The organism is Alteromonas gilva (genome assembly GCF_028595265.1).
GTDB classification, from domain to species: domain Bacteria; phylum Pseudomonadota; class Gammaproteobacteria; order Enterobacterales; family Alteromonadaceae; genus Alteromonas; species Alteromonas gilva.
Window position 1 is genome coordinate 762,666 of record NZ_JAQQXP010000001.1, and the last position, 19,852, is coordinate 782,517.

General features: G+C 48.6%; 11 protein-coding genes. 6 read left to right on the forward strand and 5 right to left on the reverse strand.

The features are described 5' to 3' along the window. Positions 1-10: 10 nt before the first annotated feature. Genes nagA through OIK42_RS03430 form a run of 3 tightly spaced genes read right to left on the reverse strand, consistent with a single transcriptional unit; the run spans position 11 to position 3,027 of the window. On the reverse strand, positions 11-1,144 hold the full coding sequence (nagA, locus tag OIK42_RS03420) for an N-acetylglucosamine-6-phosphate deacetylase (RefSeq protein WP_273638383.1): 1,134 nt from the start codon (positions 1,142-1,144) through the stop codon (positions 11-13). Further along, positions 1,145-2,143 carry a glucosamine-6-phosphate deaminase NagB-II gene (gene nagB-II, locus OIK42_RS03425; protein ID WP_273638384.1) on the reverse strand — a complete coding sequence of 333 codons (999 nt, stop codon included), beginning with the start codon at positions 2,141-2,143 and terminating at the stop codon, positions 1,145-1,147. It abuts the gene before it with no gap. Continuing rightward, entirely contained in the window at positions 2,143-3,027 is an 885-nt protein-coding gene (locus OIK42_RS03430) for a glucosamine kinase nucleotide-binding domain-containing protein (protein WP_273638385.1), read from the reverse strand. Before OIK42_RS03430 ends, nagB-II begins: the two co-directional genes overlap by 1 nt. Positions 3,028-3,482: 455 nt before the next feature. Here OIK42_RS03430 and OIK42_RS03435 point away from each other — a divergent pair, with 455 nt between their 5' ends. From OIK42_RS03435 to OIK42_RS03455, 5 genes are all read left to right on the forward strand, one after another. After that, positions 3,483-4,508 carry a LacI family DNA-binding transcriptional regulator gene (locus OIK42_RS03435; RefSeq protein ID WP_273638386.1) on the forward strand — a complete coding sequence of 342 codons (1,026 nt, stop codon included), beginning with the start codon at positions 3,483-3,485 and terminating at the stop codon, positions 4,506-4,508. Positions 4,509-4,581: 73 nt separating this feature from the next. Continuing rightward, on the forward strand, positions 4,582-7,092 hold the full coding sequence (locus tag OIK42_RS03440) for a carbohydrate binding family 9 domain-containing protein (RefSeq protein WP_273638387.1): 2,511 nt from the start codon (positions 4,582-4,584) through the stop codon (positions 7,090-7,092). A gap of 386 nt (positions 7,093-7,478) precedes the next feature. After that, entirely contained in the window at positions 7,479-10,193 is a 2,715-nt protein-coding gene (acnA, locus tag OIK42_RS03445; RefSeq protein WP_273638388.1) for an aconitate hydratase AcnA, read from the forward strand. Between the two features lie 364 nt (positions 10,194-10,557). After that, positions 10,558-13,113: a putative bifunctional diguanylate cyclase/phosphodiesterase gene (locus OIK42_RS03450; protein ID WP_273638389.1), complete on the forward strand. Its 2,556-nt coding sequence runs from the start codon at positions 10,558-10,560 to the stop codon at positions 13,111-13,113. 249 nt (positions 13,114-13,362) lie between these two features. Further along, complete coding sequence (locus tag OIK42_RS03455) at positions 13,363-16,299, forward strand: bifunctional diguanylate cyclase/phosphodiesterase (RefSeq protein ID WP_273638390.1); 2,937 nt, start codon at positions 13,363-13,365, stop codon at positions 16,297-16,299. A 117-nt stretch (positions 16,300-16,416) separates the two neighbouring features. On the opposite strand, the gene OIK42_RS03460 is transcribed toward OIK42_RS03455, so the two are convergent. Together OIK42_RS03460 and OIK42_RS03465 are read right to left on the reverse strand one after the other, a co-directional pair. After that, the gene (locus OIK42_RS03460) at positions 16,417-17,322 is read right to left on the reverse strand and encodes a sugar phosphate isomerase/epimerase family protein (protein WP_273638391.1); all 906 of its coding nucleotides are present in this window, start codon (positions 17,320-17,322) and stop codon (positions 16,417-16,419) included. A gap of 33 nt (positions 17,323-17,355) precedes the next feature. Beyond that, positions 17,356-18,381: a LacI family DNA-binding transcriptional regulator gene (locus tag OIK42_RS03465; RefSeq protein WP_273638392.1), complete on the reverse strand. Its 1,026-nt coding sequence runs from the start codon at positions 18,379-18,381 to the stop codon at positions 17,356-17,358. A gap of 309 nt (positions 18,382-18,690) precedes the next feature. On the opposite strand from OIK42_RS03465, the gene OIK42_RS03470 reads away from it, so the two are divergent. Then, positions 18,691-19,818, forward strand: a complete 1,128-nt coding sequence (locus OIK42_RS03470) for a Gfo/Idh/MocA family protein (protein ID WP_273641391.1) — start codon at positions 18,691-18,693, stop codon at positions 19,816-19,818. Positions 19,819-19,852: the final 34 nt, after the last annotated feature.

Genomic DNA, 19,852 nt, shown 5'->3' on the forward strand with positions numbered 1-19,852 from the left:
GTTGCAGTATTCACTGTGCGTCTCCGGTTGCCAGTGACACGGGTTTACCGTGTAACCAGATGGTGTTGATATTGAGTTGATCATCGAGCAGCAGCATATTGGCGCATTGGCCAGTAGCAATGCTGCCATGGGTTTGACCTAACGATAAAAATTCTGCGGGGGTTTGACTTGCCATAGTGCAGCTATCGGGCAGTGACACGCCAAGATCGCGATGGCAATTAAGTACCGCCTGATGCATATCCAAACACGAGCCAGCCAGTGTACCATCCGGTGTCATCAGTTTATTACCGTGGCGCTCAATAACGGTATCAAAGAAAGCCAGGCTGTTTAATTCACTGCCAACGTGCGCCATAGCGTCGGTGACCAGCATAATACGCTGTGCTGATTTAACCTTGATTGCCAGTGCGGCACTGCATGGATGCACGTGGTGATGGTCAACAATCAGACCACAATAGGCAGCGTCATCGTATAAGGCTGCACCCACCATGCCCGGCGCCCGCGACTGTAATGCTGACATGGCGTTAAACAAGTGGGTAAACCCGGTCGCACCCGCCTGCAGGGCTGCCTGGGTTTGCTCAGCGGTGGCGTTACTGTGGCCGAGCGCAACGATAACGCCCTCGGCCGTTAACTCGCGAATAAAGCCGGGCGCTACATTGTCAGGGGCTACGGTGACCAACACTTTGCCCAGATCCTGACGGGTCAGAATGGCAAGTTCGGAATCTTTTGGGCGGCGAATAAAGCCGGCATCGTGAACGCCTTTTTTGCTGACATTTAAAAACGGACCTTCAAAATGCACGCCGACAATGGTCGGGTGGTTGTCAGCAATCACCTCGCTGATGGCATCGGCAGCCTGGTGCATCGCTGCCTCTCCGTCGGTAATCAGAGTTGGCAACATGGAGGTGGTACCAAATTGTAAATGTGCGTTTGCCAGGGTATTGAGGCTGGCAGCATTGAGGTTTTGGTTAAATAAAATACCACCACCGCCATTAACCTGCGTATCAATAAAGCCAGGCACCAGCGTTCCGGGCAACGGGTTGTCAGCGCTGTTGGCCTCAACCGCGGTAATTTTGCCATCGCTTAGCGTTATAGTGGCATTGTCAATGACACCGTCTGGCGTCAGGACACGCTGAACACTGATATTCATTTATACTGTTTCCGTTACTTTGTTAAGACCTGGAGGCGAATCGGGGTCCAGCCCCATACTGACAGCAACCTGCTCTATATCAAGGTAAAAACGTTGCATTAGCAGTAAAGGTAACACTCTGGGATGGAGTTTATAATCGCCACAGTTTAAATTAACCAGGCGGGCGCCACGTCGTTTAACATCTTCAATCATGGCGTTATGGTATTTTTCTGACTCATCGGGTATCGCTAAGTCAACAATTGAAAGTGGCTTTTCGGCCAGGGTTACCGGCCCGTGAATAAATTCAGCGCTGCTGAAGGATTCAGCATGGATACCCAGTACCTCTTTTAATTTGAGGGCGACCTCTCTGGCAATGGCATAGCCAAATGCCCGGCCCAGCACAATACAATTTTGCACATTGGCCAAATATTCGAGGGTTAGTTGTGGTGGTTGCTCGCAGACATCTTCCATGGCGCCGGGCAGTGCTTTTAACGATGCTTCGAGTGCTTCATTGCCAGACCATACCGCACAGAGCTGGAGCAGGGCTGATAAGCTGGCCAGATAACTTTTGGTGGCTGCAACGGCCTGCTCTTTGCCGGCGCGGATCGGGATGAAACTATCGCAAGTCTCTGCCAGTGGCGACGTAGCATCATTTACCAGTGCCACAGTATAGGCTCCGCCTTGCTTGGCAACTTTGGCCTGATTGAGGATATCCGGGCTGCGGCCCGACTGGGAAATAACAATCACCAGCGCATTGGATAAATTCAGTTGCTGATTAAATATACCCGACACCGAAGGCGCTGCCGCGCATACCGGAATGCCTAACTCTACTTCAAATAAATACTTGGCAAATACACCAGCATGGTCTGAAGAACCTCGGGCAATAATCATGATCATCGACGGTTTAATTTTTTGCAGGGTCTCAACTAAACTGGCACAAACCGGTCGGTTTTCAACTAATTGGTTGGCAATAACTTCGGCTGACTGGCGAGCCTCTTTAGCCATAATACTAATCGTCATTATAATTCTCCTGCTGTTATAGCTTGCTTGGCGAGCAAAATAGCGCCTTGTTCGGGTATGAGTGCACAGGGGGTAATTCGCGCCTGTACTGCCTCACTCAGGCGCGGACCATAAAGTTCGGTAAGGCCGCCAATCAGGCATAAATTCATATCTTGTTGACAGAGTGCTTTATCTGCCAGTGCTTGTAAGTATCGAAGACCTTCATTAAATAAACCGACGACGGCCTCATTGCGACTGTTGTAAAGTGGCAACAAAGCGGGCACGATGGCGGCATAGTCGTTCGAGTTAAAACCCGCACACGCCTGCACGATTTCCTGGGAATGAGTGGATTTGAAATGCCCCGCAACCGCATCGAAAAGTGCGTCTTTGGGCGCCAGGTCGTCGTAGCCTAACAGGGTGAGTTTGACAGCTTGCAAGCCAAGCCATGCACCGCTGGCTTTATCGCCGATAGGAAAGCCATGGCCGCCAAAGTCAGTAAATATGCCATTGGCAAACTGAGTGGCAGAGGATCCCGTGCCGCAAACGATCACGGCGCCCTCTTTACCGGCATGCGCACCAGCACACGCGGCGTGTAAGTCGCTGACAACAAACACCGCTTTAAAAGGCCAGTTTCGCTTTACAAATGCCTGTTGCGCCACGTTAACATTGGCTCCGGCGAGTCCGGCACACAAGATGACTTGCGACGGGCTTATCGCAAGCTCTGCCGCGTTGAGTGCCTTATTGACGGCATCAATAATTGACGCCTCGGCGATTTCAGCACTGCGTATAATATTCGCCGGACCGCTCTGCGCCGCAGCCAACAGATTACCGTCCTGGTCCTCGAGGCGAGCCCGGCATCGGCTCCCCCCGCCATCAATACCGATGAAATAGGTGTCTTTACTCATTTTTTATTTACTCAAAGTGCGTGGTTGGACGCTTGCACAACCAAACAGAAATTAATCGTTAGTATTACCCTGAAGTAGCGGTTTTTCGCTGCGAAGACATGATTGTATGTTCGTCATATTTTCCCGTCTCTGCTGCATTCCAGCCTGGGGTTGAGTAACAACTGTCGTTATCCCGGCTGATTTATATAAACGCTGACGTGCCATCATTTTTTGGCTATTGCATCACTGAAGCACTTGCTATCAGAATGCTATGACAGCGTTGTCATAATAATTAAAATAAAATAACAACAGCATAATTTTGACATTACAAGTCTGATGACAGCGTTGTCATTAAATGGTAACCTACAGCAAGAAATTACCCTTTGCAAATGCAATTTTTTAACGGTATTAATTTTTGTTTTTTAAGCTTTTGAAAAATATAATTAAAATCGGGTTTAAAATAATATGGAGGCATCGTGTCTGCCACAATAAAAAGTGTCGCTGAGTATGCTGGTGTATCTATTAAGACCGTATCACGTGTGATCAATAACGAGGGAACGGTAAAACAGGACACGTTGGTCAAAGTGCAAAACGCCATTGCTGCGCTGAACTACAAACCAAACAAAGCGGCGCGTGATTTAGCAGGGCGAGACAACTACGTTTTAGGGTATGTTTATGATAACCCCAATGCGTATTACATTCTGGCCATGCAAAACGGTATTCTCGATGAATGTCGGGCCTGCGGCTATGAGTTGCTGATCCATCCCTGTGATGCCAATAGCCACAGCATTATTGACGAGTTACTCGCGATGGTGGAAAGTGCCCGGTTGGCGGGAGTGATTTTGTCGCCTCCTTTGTCAGAAATGCCTGACATACTCAGTGCGCTGGATGAGAAGGGCATTTTGTATGTGCGTATAATGTCGGGAGAGGAAGCTCTCGGCACTAAGCATCCCTGCGTACTGGTAAACGACTTTCGCGCTGCGTTTGCGATCACCGAACACCTGATTAAACAAGGGCATCGGGACATTGCGTTTATTGCGGGTGAACAGAAGCATAATTCGACACGGGAACGCCAGCGCGGTTATTTAAGTGCGCTGCAGACCTATGGTATTGACGTCCAGCATGCGCATATGTTGCAAGGAACCTATTCCTTTGGCACGGGCGTTGAAAAAATTAAGCAACTTCTCGCTCAGTCAGACAGACCTACAGCGGTATTTGCCTGTAATGATGAAATCGCCGCGGGGGCCTTATTTGGTGCCCGTATGGAAGGGGTTGATGTGCCGAGTCAACTGGCTATCGCCGGTTTCGAAAACAGCCCCTTCTCACGGCAAACCTTTCCACCTTTAACGACGGCATCGCAGCCCACCGCGCAAATAGCCCAACAAGCCACTGCGTCGCTCATCCAGTCGCTGCAAAGCCGACGCCGTGGAGGCAATACGCAAGTTGGCGCTTCACATGTATTTGTACCTGAACTCGTGGTACGTGAGTCTACGAGCCGGTAATTAATGATTCAAACCAGCCATGCCCCATGGTTATTGTTGGCGATGGCAAGCTGGAGGGGGCACGCGGCTTACCTTGCTAAACAGTGGCGCCACTACTACCGCAGCCAACACCGCAATAAAAGTAAGCAAGATCATCAGCGGTGAACCTTTGGTCGTGTCAGCTCCGGTGTTTATCGAAATTAAAAACGCGAACTGCCTGAGTATGGCAAAGTCTATCCTTAAAATTACAAAAACAGCACTGAACGACATTATGAATTATCGATTCTGGATAGCGTGCATCACATTGATGTGTAGTCTCTCGTTACATGCCGACGAAAAGCCACTGGCGCTGGCAACGAATAGCGCAAATAAGACTGTGCTCAATCATATACCGTTTATTGCCGGCGAAGTCGCCATTGATGGCAAAGCAAACGAAGCTCAGTGGCAGCATGCGCAGGTTATTACCCTAGATTATGTTACGCGGCCGTATATTAATACTGCTGCGCCGGTTAAAACGGAAGTCCGTATATTCGAAAACGGCGAAACCTTGTTTATCGTCTTTATCGCCAGCGATCCTGAACCTGAAAACATTCGCGCCTTCTTTCGCGATCGTGACCAGGTCTGGAGTGATGATCTGGTGGGGTTAAAGCTTGATACCTTTAATAATGGCCGTTTGGCATACCAGTTTTTTGCCAATCCATTAGGTGTGCAGACAGATGCCGTCGAAAATGAAATGACCGGCAATGAAAGTGATAGTTGGAATGCGATATGGGAGTCAGCAGGAGCGATCAACACACAAGGATATATTGTTGAAATGGCCATCCCGTTAAGGGTGATGAATTTTAAAGAAGGTGAACGCAATAAAATATGGGGCGCAGAGTTTGTGCGCTTTTACCCGCGCGAAGAACGTCTGCGAATCGCCAATATTCCCCTTGACCGAGACAATGCCTGTGCCTTGTGTCAATTAGGGCAGGTCGCGGGGTTTGAACAAGCCACTCAGGGGCGTAACTTAGCCCTGGTACCAACCCTGGTGCTAGGGAAAGGGCGTGAGCGTGATCCCTTCAGCAGCAGTAGCTGGCAGGATTATGAGGTGACAGAGCCGGGGTTGGACATTAAATGGGGCATTACTCCGGAGATGTCGTTGCAGGCAACGCTGAACCCGGACTTCTCTCAGGTGGAAGCCGATGATGCGCAGGTCAGTATTAATAATACGTTCGCGCTGTTTTTCTCAGAAAGACGGCCTTTCTTCGTCGAAAATGCCGATTACTTTTCCTCCAATCAAAATTTAGTTTATACCCGCAATATTGGCGCTCCCGACTACGGGGTAAAGCTTACAGGCCAAACCGGCAAACATACCTTTGGTGTATTTCTGGCCGATGATGCCAATACCACTTTTCTGATACCGGGTAACCTTGGTTCGGGTGTTGCCGTTATTGACGACGAGTCGATTAATGGTGCACTGCGCTATCGATTTGATTATAACAATGACTTTTCAGTTGGCACGGTTACAACACTTCGCCAGTCCGGCGATTATCATAACCATGTGAATGCTATTGACGTGAAATACCGGCTTACTCAGCAAGATACTATTCGTGCTCAGTATGTTAGCTCTGATACACAATACCCCGAGGGGCTCGTTGACAAATTCTGTGCTGACGACTGCAGTAAACCTGGCGACTATTCAGAAACTGCATTGCGGGTGCAGAAAAACGGCAGTTTTACCGGTAGCGCCTGGCGGCTAAACTATCGCCATGAAGTCCGTGACTGGTACTTCCGCGCTGATCACTACGCTAACGACAAAGATTTTCGCGCCGATCTCGGCTTTGAAACCAAGGCTGATTATCATAAAAGCGTACTGGGAACCGGCTACTATTGGTGGAACGAAAATAGCTGGTGGAACCGAATCCGTCTTAACGGTGACTGGGATATTACCCATAATGACGAGGGCGAATTGATCGAGCGCGAAGTGGAAGCTTATGCAAGTATTCGGGGGCGCTGGCAGTCTTTTGTGGAGATTGGCGCAGTCAGGCGTGAGCGCGTTGGGTTACGTCATGATGCCAGCCAACTAACCATTACCGGCAATACCGATCGTTTTGAAGAAACCTCTGGCAGTGTTTACGTGGAAGCCCGCCCTAATCCAACCTGGTTTTTTAGTACGTTTGTGCGCCGTGGTGATCAAGTTGATTTTGCCAATAATCGCTTAGGCGAGCAGACTTTCTTAGAGTCGCGCCTGGATGTGAACATTGGTAAGCATGCCCAATTGCGGGTTAAGCACATATACAGTGACCTTGATGTTGCAGATAAGGCGCTCTTTACCGCCCGGATCTCGGATATTCGTTTAACTTATCAGCTCGACGCCCGTCAGTTTGTGCGTTTTATTGGTATTTATAACAATACCAGCCGGAATCGAGACAATTATACGTTTGCTGTGACTCCACAAACCCGTTCACTTGGCGGCCAGTTGCTGTACTCGTATAAGCTCAACCCGCTTACCCGCTTCTTTATTGGTGTCGCCAGTGCAGCGTCAGAAGAAGAGCCCCTCGATGGTCTGACAACAAGTGAAAAATCAGTATTTATGAAATTCAGCTATGCCTGGTTGAGTTAGCGGCAGCTGGCGTATAAGACTATATGTTGAGTGGCCTGACCGGGCCATCAACAATATATTTTGTGTCAGCGGTTGCGTTCGCTACCCATGACGGTGTCTGTTTGGGCCCAATCCCCGTCTTTGCTATAGTGATAACATACCTGACCGAATTCGTTGGCGATACAGGCTAAGCATGGTGTTGACGACTACCCATGGCGAAACGGCTGGATTTTGCACTATTTACATGCCTTACTAAGTATATATTTCACAGCTACTCTGTAGTGTTAACCTGAATTTTTGTATTTGTCTGATATTTATTGGTTTTTTTGGATGGTCAGGAAAATGCATTGAGAGAGGATTAGCTGTGCTCAATGTATTCATGTTTAACCAGAAAGGAATGAGATTAAATGAAATACCAAACATTTTCGTCACTTGAGGTAAACAACAAAACATACTCCGCGATTGGTTTTGATAAGCTTGCCGACGAATATGACCTCTCCAGGCTGCCATTTTGCATCAAAATACTCCTCGAAAATTTGATCCGACACGAACATACGGATTTTGTTGCAGAAAAAGATATCCAGACCATCGCAACCTGGGATACCGCCGATACCGAGGATCATGAAATTTCTTTTGTGCCGGCCAGGGTCATCCTGCAGGACTTTACCGGTGTGCCTGCAATCGTCGACCTGGCCGCCATGCGCGATGCCGTTAACCGGCTGGGAGGCGATGCACAGTCCATTAATCCGCTCAACCCGGTTGAATTAGTAATTGACCACTCTGTGATGGTCGACCATTTTGGCGGTGAAGACTCTTTTAGTAAGAATACCGCGATTGAAGTTGAGCGAAATAAAGAACGCTATCAGTTTTTGAAGTGGGGGCAGTCCTCGTTTGATAATTTTAAAGTGGTTCCCCCTGGCCGCGGCATTGTGCATCAGGTCAATCTGGAATATCTGGCGCGCTGTGTGTTTGCCACAGAACAAGGCGATGAAACACTGGTTTATCCCGACACCTTAGTCGGCACAGACTCCCACACCACCATGATCAATGGCCTGGGCGTGCTGGGTTGGGGCGTGGGCGGCATCGAAGCCGAGGCCGCCATGCTTGGCCAGCCGGTAACTATGCTACTGCCTAAAGTGGTCGGTTTTAAACTGAAAGGTAAACTCAAGCCCGGCGTAACCGCGACTGACATGGTGCTGACCATTACCGAGCAGTTGCGGGCGCACGGCGTGGTCGGCAAGTTTGTTGAATTCTTTGGTCCCGGTTTAGGTTCGTTAACCACCGCCGACCGCGCGACAATTGCCAACATGGCGCCAGAGTACGGAGCGACCTGTGGTATTTTTCCGCTCGACGATGTAGCGCTGGATTATCTGCGTTTAACCGGTCGCGACGAGCAGCAGATTGCTCTGGTAGAAGCCTACGCCAAACAAACCGGCTTGTGGCATGACGACAACACTAAAGATGCTCAATACCATGAAACGCTGGAACTCGATCTGGACGAAGTAGTGCCATCAGTGGCAGGACCGAAACGCCCTCAGGACCGTGTGGCGCTCGATAATGCCGCGCAGGCCTACAGTAAATGGCTGAGTCAGCAAATAGACGTAGCGGAGGTGAGCGAGGAAGCTAAGTTTGTTTCCGAAGGCGGCACTGCACCTGATGTTGACGAAGAGCATGCCTCTTACGTGCGTATTGGTGATGAAGCGTTTAACTTAGAAGATGGCGCAGTGGTGATTGCCGCTATCACCAGTTGTACCAATACCTCGAATCCTTCGGTGTTAATTGCCGCGGGCTTAGTGGCCAAAAAAGCCGCCGAACTGGGCATGACCCGCAAGCCCTGGGTTAAGACATCTCTGGCTCCCGGTTCCCAGGTAGTGACGCAGTATTTAGAAGATGCCGGGCTGATGCCACACTTAGAGGCGCTCGGTTTTAATCTGGTAGGTTATGGTTGTACCACCTGTATTGGTAACTCGGGCCCATTACCCGATGCCATTGAAGGCGCTATCCGCAAAGCTAAGTTGTCAGTGACCTCGGTACTTTCCGGTAACCGTAACTTTGAGGGGCGTATCCACCCCGACGTGGCGGCCAACTATTTAGCCTCACCGCCATTGGTGGTAGCTTATGCATTGGCTGGTAACATGAAAATGGATATCGCTAACAGCCCCTTAGGTAAAGACCGCAACGGCAACGATGTTTACCTCAAGGATTTGTGGCCTTCACAAGAGCAAATTCAGCAGTACATTGCCGATAATGTGTCTGGCGAGTTATTCAAGGCAAAATATGCCGACGTTTTCAAAGGCAGTGAGGTATGGAACGAACTAAACGTATCCGATGCCACGGTTTACGACTGGCCGGATTCTACTTATATTCAGCACCCGCCCTTTTTTGAAACCATGTCAACAACGCCGGAGCCGGTCAGCACCATTGAAGGCGCACGTTGCCTGGTGAAAGTGGGTGACTCGATCACCACCGACCATATCTCACCTGCTGGTTCGATTGCGCCGCAGAGTCCTGCCGGTGAATATCTTCAGTCTTTGGGTGTTACGCCTGAACACTTCAACTCTTATGGTTCGCGGCGTGGTAACCATGAAGTGATGATGCGCGGTACCTTTGCTAATGTACGCCTCAAGAACCAGCTGGCGCCGGGTACCAGCGGCAGCGCAACAACCCACTTCCCTAGTGGGGATGCTATGTCGATTTATCACGCTGCAATGCGCTATAAGGAAGAACAGGTTCCGGCGATTGTGATTGGCGGTAAGGAATACGGCACTGGCTCCAGTCGTGACTGGGCGGCAAAAGGGCCTTCCCTGATGGGCGTGCAGGCAGTGGTAGCCGAAAGCTTTGAGCGTATTCACCGCTCTAACTTAATTGGCATGGGCATACTGCCTCTGCAATTTAAACAGGGCGAAAGTGCCGAATCCTTAGGTATTGAAGGCAATGAAAAATTCTCGATTGCCAGCGTAAGTGCCGGGCAGAAGACGACTACCATGACCATTAACAAGGCTGACGGCGGTCAGTTGAGCGTGGAGCTGTTGGTGCGCATTGATACTGCCAATGAGTTTACCTACTATCAGCACGGCGGCATTCTGCACTACGTGATCAGAGAATATCTCAAAGCCGGATAACCATAGCTGTTATATCAGACTGCATCACACGAGGGCCCGGGTATATAAATTACCCGGGCTCTTCTTTATTACACAAATTGCAAAAAACCATTTTGCAAAAATCATTCACACCAAGCCTTCTCTCATAAAGCCCGGGTGGTTAACCTTAAAAGCCCTGTTGCGATGGGCCAATAAAAACAGCATTTATTAAATAAACTTTTTAGATCATTACGTTATATTCTTTTCTGCTGACTTATTACCGTGTTATTATCACCGCATAATTTTTAGTCAGTTTATGTTTATGACGAGGCGAAGCCCGAAGAGGCAGGAAGCCAATAGATTCTGTTTGCCTGCAGGATAAAGCCACGTCATTCAGGGAAAGCCAATGCTTTTTGAAAATGGCACTGTGTCAGCTTTGTTTTTTGCGTCAATCGCAATGAATTTGCTGATGACCATTTTGATTGCCATATTCTGTGTTCGCACCAGGCAAACCAAGTATATCGCGTTGCTCGCGTTTACGCTTTTGGCGACGGCATATCAGGTTTTCTCCTGGTGCTACCATTCCTCTACGGAACTTCAACAGGCACTTTTTTGGCTTAAATGGCATTCCAACACGGTAACGCTTCTGCTGATTGCCTATTATCTGACTTTTGCCTTGTGGCTAGACGACCGTCGTTTTATTAAGTTCACGCTGGTTGTCGCCGCCTGCGGGGGCGCGTTATTGGTCTGGGGGCTGCTGAAACCGTTGCCACTTCGGTTTGATACTATCTCCGCTCTGCAGCACATCAGCGTATTTACGACTGAAAAAGTTGCCGTTGTTCGGGGTGAGCCCGGTATTGCTGGCTATTTTCTCCATGCTTACGCTCTGAGTGTTATTGGCTTGATGATGGTGATGTCAGTGGTGACGTTTGTTAGCCGCCGGCGATTTTATGGTTTTATTTTACTCATGGTCGTGCTTATCCAGTTGACCGGCGCCATGATAGGTGTGCTCATAGACAATGGCCTGATAAACCTGTTTTACGTCGCCGGATTCGCGGTTATTTTAATCGACATACTGATTTGTTTTGTACTGGCAATTGAATCGTTAGCCAACACAGACTCGCTTTACAAAGAACTTGACGAACGAGCCAGACTTGAACATGCAATCACTCAACTGGCAGAAGGGTTCAGAGTGACTGACTCAGAGCGATTTTATGAATCCATGTTGCGAAGTCTTTATGAGCTCAGCGGCGCCAGATACATTTTTATTGGTCTAAAACATGATGACACCGCCGTGCCACGTATTAACACGCATTGCGTGATGAAGGATGGCGTTGTTATCGATAATTTTTCGTATACCCTTTCTGGTACGCCTTGTGAAGTAGCCGCTCAGAGCGAAGTTTGTGTCTATTCAGAAGGCGTTGCCAGGCTCTTTCCTGAAGACAAAATGCTGACAGATCTGCAGTTGGAGTCGTATATTGGCACGCCTCTGCTTGGCGATGGGGAGGTTGACGGGCTTTTGGTGCTGTTGCATGACACCCCTTTTATCCCAGACAAAAAGCTCCTGCAAGCGATCGAAATATTTGCAGCGCGGGCAACCGCCGAGATTCGACGTGAACAAACTGAGATAAGATTGCGCCAGATGGCCTATTTTGATTACGGTACGCAGTTGCCGAATCAAGCGCGTCTGTTTGAAGTGCTCAATAGCAGTTACGCCCACAGCCAGCAGGACGGCACCACATCAGTGATGATGTTATTTGATCTGGACCGGTTCACCGAAGTTAATCGTAATTATGGTTATGACACCGGCGAGCACGTGTTAAGAGTGCTCGGACTGCGGCTGGGTAATTATGTTGGCGATGATATTTTTATTGCCCGTAACGCGGGCGATGAGTTTGCCGTGGTGTTACAAAATTTAACGGCTGCTCCCGAAGCCGCGACGAAGATCCATTGGGAGGCTATCAGAGCGATCATTCGCCAGCCCATTGATATCGAGGGTATTGCGCTGGTGGTTGATTGCTCAATGGGGGCGGTCCTGTATCCTAATCAAACCCAAAACCGCTACGATGTGATTCGGGCAGCTGAAACGGCATTGCAGCAGGCTAAACACGGCGGACGCGGCAGCATGAAGTTGTTTGATCCGCAGCAATTGGCGCATTTGGATCGTCAGCGTGAGATAGAACGTGGATTAGTTATTGCGCTGCAATCGAGCGCGCAGCTCAGCGTTGCTTACCAACCTAAGGTCACTCAGCACGGTCAGTGTCATGGGGCCGAAGCCTTATTACGTTGGGAACATCCAACCCAGGGATTTATTTCGCCAGCCGAATTTATTCCGGTTGCAGAGAACTCTGCGCTCATATTAAAACTGGGCGATTGGGTGATTAACAACGTCTGTGGCCAACTGGAAGCTTGGTTTGCTCAGGGGCTACCGAGTTCCTTTGTGGTGTCGGTTAATGTGTCTGCTTTGCAATTCGCTGAAGATGACTTTGTTAGTACTATTCTGGACACTGTTGCAAAGTATCAGGTTAAACCGGCAAACATTGAATTTGAGTTAACCGAAACTGGCTTACTACAGAATATGGACTTCGCGGTACAAAGGTTAAACCGGCTCATCGAGGCGGGTTTTTCTGTTTCATTGGATGACTTTGGAACAGGTTACTCGTCGTTGTCTTACTTACGCGAGCTGCCGTTACATGTTTTGAAAATTGATAAATCATTTGTTGATAAAGTTCATGACGAAAGCTCTGCGGAGCTGATTCGCTCGATTATCTCAATTGGCCATCATATGGATTTACGGATCGTGGCTGAAGGTACTGAGACAAGTGACCAAGTTGATTTGCTCTCAGAAATGGGCTGTGAGTTTTTCCAAGGCTATTATTTTAGCCGTCCCTTGCCGCCTCATCATTTTTTAAACTGGTGCATGGATGGGCGTCTGAGTGAATGCCTCCTTTGTAATTTGTAATAGCCTCCCAATTTGAAACATCGCGGCCATAGTGCCCCTAAACTGCCATTTTATCGGCCGCTGTAGTTGAGTGAAAATAACCAAAAGTGTATTACACTTATCCCTAGGCTCAAGGTCACCAAAACGCGACTTTCAACGGCCTTTATTTTCATCCTGAACCATACCTATGAGGGGCTCAAGCAGCATGGCATGCGCAATTGCCGGTAACATAATGCGAATATCTTTACGTATGACTCACGCTGGTTTGTAATGAAACATACCGCGCGCTTAACCAAGCGCTACTCGAGAGCCAGGTTCAGCCTGATTGTAAATAGCCTGTTGTCAGTCACTTTATTGGTGGTGCTGGCGCTGCTTGGTGAATATTTTTGGGCTGAAAGAAACAAGCAGGCGAATATTAAAGAAGTTTCCGAGCAGCTGTACGAGTACAGAGCGGCAGTCGAGTATCTTGTTAACCAAAACCTTGAGTTAACTCAGGGAATTGCGGCCTACATTTCACTACATCCTGAGCTCTCCCAACAAGAATATAGTAATTTCGCAGCGCAATTAATGCAGGGCCAACATCAGGTAAAAAATATCAGCGGGGCCAGAGAAATGGTAATAACTCACATGTACCCGTTATCTGGCAATGAAAAAGCATTAGGGCTGGACTACCGGGATAGCCCCGAAGAGATAGAGGTGGTGCTAAAAGCCATTGAGTTAAATACCACTGTTCTTGCCGGACCAGTCAAGCTGGTGCAGGGGGGGACGGGCTTAATTGCCCGCAAGCCTGTTTTTATAAATGCCACAGGTGAACTGTGGGGGCTGGTTTCAGTAGTGTTGGATTATCCGGCTATTATGGCTGCTAGTGGCATCTACCGGCAGCAAACCTTGAATATCGCTATCAGACGGGAAACCGCGCCCGGTAGAAAAGGCGAGGTTTTTGCCGGTGCCGCGGCTATATTTGAGTCGTCACCCGTTCGAATGTCGGTGCAACTGCCGGGGGGAAGCTGGGTTATGGCAGCCGAACCTAAACAGGGTTGGAACCAGTTTGTTGTGCACTACCCAATATGGCTTACCGCCTTATTGCTGGTAATTGTTTTGCTCGGGCTTTTACACCGGCGTTACCGAAATCAAGCCTTTTTTAATCAGTCGGTGACCAATCTAATTGAGTCTGAAGCCAAGTTTCGAACTATTTTTCATGGTCATAACGCTGTGATGCTATTGATTGAAAAAGAGTCGGGGCAAATTGTCGACGCCAATGATGCGGCAGTGCAATATTATGGCTACAGTCATGCCCAACTAACCAGTAAAAAAATACACCACATTAACCAGTTAGATCCAGAAGAAGTTAAAGCCTTGCGGGCTAAAGCGGCAAACAACCAGGATAACTTTTTTGTTTTCCCGCATAAACTCGCCAGTGGACAGATCCGTCAGGTCGAAGTGCATTCATCCCCGGTAACCGTGCAGGGAATTACGCTGCTATTTTCTATTATCCACGATATTACTCAACGCATCGAAAATGAGCAGCGACTCAGATTAGACGCTAAAGTGTTTGAGCATTCCCAGGAAGGCGTTTTAATTACCGATGCACACCTCAAAATTATTTCAGTGAACAAAGCCTTTACTGATATTACCGGTTATCAAGAGGAAGAGGTGGTGGGCAGGAGTCCGCGTTTTTTGAGTGCCAACAAAAACAAGCCTGAACTATTTGAGTTGATCAAAGCGTCAATTCTGCGCGATGGATTCTGGAAAGGCGAAGTGTGGAGCCGCAAGAAAGACGGTACTGTTTTTCCTGAGTTGCTGTCGATTTCAAAGCTTGAAGAACCGTCGGGCGAGATAACCCACTTTGTCGCAGTGCTGTCTGATATTAGCAAAATCAAACAGTCGGAGGAGCGTCTTGAGCACTTAGCGCATTACGATACGCTCACTGATTTGCCCAATCGATTGTTGCTAAAGTCGCGTATTGAGCACGCGGAATCGCGCACTAAGCGACATTCAGAAGATAAAATAGCCCTGCTGTTTTTGGATCTTGATCAGTTTAAATTGGTTAATGATAGCCTGGGTCACATGATGGGCGATGAACTGCTCAAGCAAGTTGCCACACGGTTGACATCGATTATCAGAGAAGATGATACGGTGTCGCGATTAGGCGGCGATGAATTTGTGATTTTGCTGGAAGAAGTCAGGAAAGTCGAAGATCTGGAAAAGGTGGCGCAAAGTATTCTGCAATGTATGAATCAGCCCTTTTCATTGCATGGCAAAGAGGCTTTCGTCAGCGTCAGTATTGGTATTGCGGTTTACCCCAATGATACCAGGGACGCCGGCCAGCTCCTGACCTTTGCAGACGCAGCCATGTATAAAGCCAAGCAGAGCGGCCGAAACTGTTATGCTTTTTATACCGATGCGATTACCAAGCTTGCTGATCGGAAGCTTAAAATTGCCAATGAGCTTAAAAAAGCCATACAAAATGACGAGCTGGAGCTTTATTATCAGCCACAGATTAATTTACTCACTCAGCAAATTGTTGGTGCAGAAGCGCTCATCCGGTGGCATCACCCTGAAGAAGGTTTGTTGGCACCTAATGCCTTCATTGGGATCGCAGAAGAAAGCGGGATCATTCATGAGCTATCCAAGTGGGTATTGCGCAAAGGCTGCCAACAGCTAAAAAAATGGCAGGATAACAAGCTGAATATAAGCTTATCGCTGAATGTGTCATCCAAAGATTTTAATTTTCCCGACTTCATCACCGATATTGGCGCCCTGATCGAAGAGCACGCCATACAGACTCAGTTTCTGGAGCTGGAACTTACCGAAACCGCGATTATGGAACATCCCCAACAAGCGTTGTTTACCTTAACGCAAATAAGAGAAATGGGCGTATCGGTGGCCGTGGATGATTTTGGCATTGGTCACTCAGCGATTGCCTACCTGAAAAAATTTCCGGTCACCAAATTAAAAATAGATCGCAGTTTTATTCATGAGCTAGAGAGCGATGAGTCCAACCGAACCCTGGTTGCCACTATTATTAATCTAGCCAAAAGCTTCGACTTAAGCGTGGTTGCTGAAGGGATTGAAATTGCCGCGCATGAACAGGTATTAATTGAACTTGGCTGTGACATAGGCCAGGGCTACCTTTACAGTAAGCCTGTTCCGTGCGCTGAGTTTGAGCAACTACTGGGTACCGTCAACCCTTGCCATGTCGACTAAGGTTTGCTGTAGCAAGGGCGCACCGTAAACTGTGGTGAGCATAAAGTGATTCGATAAGCCCCTACACCCGAATGGGTGCGGGGCGACAATGGGTAAAGTTGAATCCCAACGCAGGCGTTAGTATTTATCGTTTAAGCGACTAACCGCCAGGTATCCTTGTTTGATGGTTTCAACCAAATTGTCGGTTCTGTCACGTTCAACAAATTTATGCTCGATGCCAGATAGCTCAGCATTAGCAAAAATGTCATCAAAGTTAATGGTGCCCTTACCAACATCGGCGAATTCACCGTTTTTGTCCATGTCTTTAACGTGCCACAATTTAAAACGACCAGGGTTGCGTTTAAAGTAATCCACCGGGTTGAAACCGGCTTTTACCGTCCAGTATAAGTCGAGCTCCATGGCCACCAGGCTTTCCTCACATTCATCCAATAAGGTGTTGTAGGGCAGTTGGCCATCGATATTTTCAAACTCGAAGTCGTGGTTGTGATAGGCAAGTTGAATACCGTTGGCTTTACATTTTTCGCCAAACTGATTCAGTTGTTCGGCCAAACGTTGCCAACCGGCGATGTCTTTACTGCGTTGCTCCGCAGGTAACCATGGCACCACCATATATTTGTGTTCCATGATGTTTGCAATTTCAATTTGCTTATCGATATCCTGCTCTAATAACTGCAGCGGAACATGGGCAGAAGGCGCGGATAAACCCAGCTCATCAATAAGGGCTTTCACTGCAGAGGGGTTATTGTCGAAGAACCCGGCAAACTCCAGCTCTTTATAGCCCACATTGGCAACCAGTTTAAGGGTGTCACTGACGCTTTTTTCCATCATGCTGCGTAACGTGTAAAGCTGCAGACCTACGCGATTGTCACTGGCCGCAGTGGTCATGGTGGTGGCGCTTCCGCAGGCCGAGGCACCAAGCAGTGCACTCATACCGGTGGCCGACCATTGCATAAAATGGCGGCGACTCATTGAAGCCGAGGCTAAATCGGCGACGGTAGGTCTGGTTTTGCTATATTTTGACATAAGTGTTACTCCTTGCAGTACCGCGTATCGGGGTTATTGGGTAAAATTAACGGGTGTTTTTGGTGCTGGGCCGGTGCTTTTACGAGCGACAAGATCGAAAGGTAAAATCACCTTCATTGCTCTTTTTGACTTGCCTTTGAGCACGTCAATCAGCAAATTGATAGCCGTTTCGCCAAATTCTTCGGCGGGTTGAGCAATGGTAGTCAGCGGTGGATCGCTATAGTTGGCAAAGGCGATGTTATCGAAACCTGACACAGAGATATCCTCCGGCACTCGCAACCCCGCTTCTTTGAACCGACAAATGGCACCCAGAGCCATTTCGTCGTTCTCACAAAAAACAGCCGTCACCGGCAGATTTTGAGCAATCAGGCGATCGGCTGCCTCGTAGCCTGAATGCAGCGTAAAGTCGCCGGCAAACATCAATTCTTCACAATAAGCGAGTCCGGCCACCTGCAGCGCATCTTTAAAACCCAGCATGCGCTCGCGGGTGAGAGGGCTGGCTTTGGGGCCTTTGAACATCGCGATACGGCTGTGGCCCAGCTCAATTAAATGCTCAGTCATTGCTGTGGCAGCGCGGCGGTTATCCAATGAAACAGTGGGACAATTGGGCGCGTCGAGAACCTCACAGGCGTTCACCATGGGTAAAAGATCGTCGTTATCGGACGGCGCCTCGTCAAAGGGATTGAAAGCGCGTAATTGCACCACGCCGTCGGCCTGAGATGTATGCACCATCTTGGCGTATTTTTGCTCGGTATCATCGTCACCCATGGTGTTTACCAGGAGTAACGCGTAGCCTTCCGCGGCAGCCGCCTCTTGCATCCCGCGAATAACCCTGGCGAAAAACACGTTGGCCACGGTAGGCACCAATACAACGATATTGTAGGTTTTGCCGGACCGAAACTTCACGGCCATAAGATTTGGCTTATAGTCGAGTTGCTTAATCGCACTGGTGACTTTTGCACGTGTTTTAGGTGACACTAAGTCTGGCTGCTGGAGAGTACGTGACACTGTTGCCACTGAAACACCGGCTAAATCAGCTACCGCTCTAATATTTGACAAGACATATCCTCAAAAACTTCACTTCTTATACCGATGATGTAACCGATATCATTACTACTTTTTTCATGTTAACAAAATATTGCTTTGTCACCACTAAAATCCGCACTGCTCACTGACTAAACCAGCTTTAATGGTCTATTTTTAACAAAGTTGTGATTAATTTAGACTAGATCTGCAAAATAAACTTGATATACTCAGATGTAATCCGTTACATTTTTACATCATTAACAAAAAGTACACAAGTGCGTTTTGGGCTGATACTGCAAATTGAGGTTAAAAGTGGCAAAAACTGAAAAAATTCGCTTAGGCATGATTGGTGGTGGTCAGGGGGCTTTTATAGGAGCAGTCCATCGCCATGCGGCCGGGCTTGATGGTCATTACGAGCTGGTCTGTGGCGCTTTTAGTCGCGACGCCGACAACAACCAACAAACCGCCGACGAACTCAGCATTGCCAGTGAGCGTGCGTACGGCAGCTGGCAAATGCTTATTGAAGAAGAGTCAAAACTGCCTGCTGACCAGCGCGTGCAGGTACTTGCTATCGTGACACCAAACCATTTGCATGTTGAGGTGGCGAAGGCTGCGCTGGCCGCCGGAATCCATGTTTTTTGTGAAAAGCCATTGGCGATATCGTTAGACGAAGCCAAATCATTGCAACCCGTTCTGGCATCTCAGCCAGTGTTGCTGGGATTAGCGCATACCTATATTGGCTACCCCATGGTATGGCAGGCACGCCATATGATTGAAAATGGTGAGCTGGGCGATATTCGAAAGGTATTTGTAGAGTATCCACAGGGCTGGTTAAGCAGCGCGCTTGAAAAAGACAACAAGCAAGCCAGTTGGCGCACCGATCCGAGTAAATCGGGTGGCAGTGGTTGCATGGGGGATATTGGTACTCACGCACTTAACATGGCCGAGTTTGTCACCGGCGATAAGGTCACCAAACTGTGCGCTGATATGCACACCCACGTCGAAGGACGCCGTCTTGATGATGATGGTGCAGCACTGCTGCGTTTTGCTGGCGGGGCGTCAGGCGTACTCATTGCCAGTCAGGTGTGCGCAGGCGAAGAAAACGGTCTCAAAGTACGAGTGTATGGCGAAAAAGGCAGTATCGAATGGTTTCAGATGCGCCCCGATTCACTGTTAGTGCGCTCGGTTGATGCGCCAATGGTGACGCTGCGTGCCGGCCAGGGAATGCCCGGATTGTGCGATGAAGCGCTAAGTCGATGTCGTATTCCTGGTGGTCACCCGGAAGGCTATTTAGAAGCCATGGGCAACCTGTATACGTCATTTGCCAAAGCCGTTCGCGGTGGTCAAACAGGCAAAGCGGATGGTGTGCCTGGTTTAGTTGACGGTCTGCGTGGGATGGCATTTATCGAGACGATGCTAAGTAGCACCGGTAGCGAAGCAAAATGGACCGATTTTGTTGATTGCGCCTAAACGTTCACATTACCTAATTCATAAAGCAGGGGAA

Bases quoted from the DNA above. Each gene is read 5' to 3' on its own strand.
- OIK42_RS03455 (WP_273638390.1), top strand. From the start codon at position 13,363: ATGAAACATACCGCGCGCTTAACCAAGCGCTACTCGAGAGCCAGGTTC.
- OIK42_RS03430 (WP_273638385.1), bottom strand. From the start codon at position 3,027: ATGAGTAAAGACACCTATTTCATCGGTATTGATGGCGGGGGGAGCCGA.
- OIK42_RS03470 (WP_273641391.1), top strand. From the start codon at position 18,691: ATGATTGGTGGTGGTCAGGGGGCTTTTATAGGAGCAGTCCATCGCCAT.
- acnA (WP_273638388.1), top strand. From the start codon at position 7,479: ATGAAATACCAAACATTTTCGTCACTTGAGGTAAACAACAAAACATAC.
- OIK42_RS03450 (WP_273638389.1), top strand. From the start codon at position 10,558: ATGCTTTTTGAAAATGGCACTGTGTCAGCTTTGTTTTTTGCGTCAATC.
- OIK42_RS03460 (WP_273638391.1), bottom strand. From the start codon at position 17,322: ATGTCAAAATATAGCAAAACCAGACCTACCGTCGCCGATTTAGCCTCG.
- nagA (WP_273638383.1), bottom strand. From the start codon at position 1,144: ATGAATATCAGTGTTCAGCGTGTCCTGACGCCAGACGGTGTCATTGAC.
- nagB-II (WP_273638384.1), bottom strand. From the start codon at position 2,143: ATGACGATTAGTATTATGGCTAAAGAGGCTCGCCAGTCAGCCGAAGTT.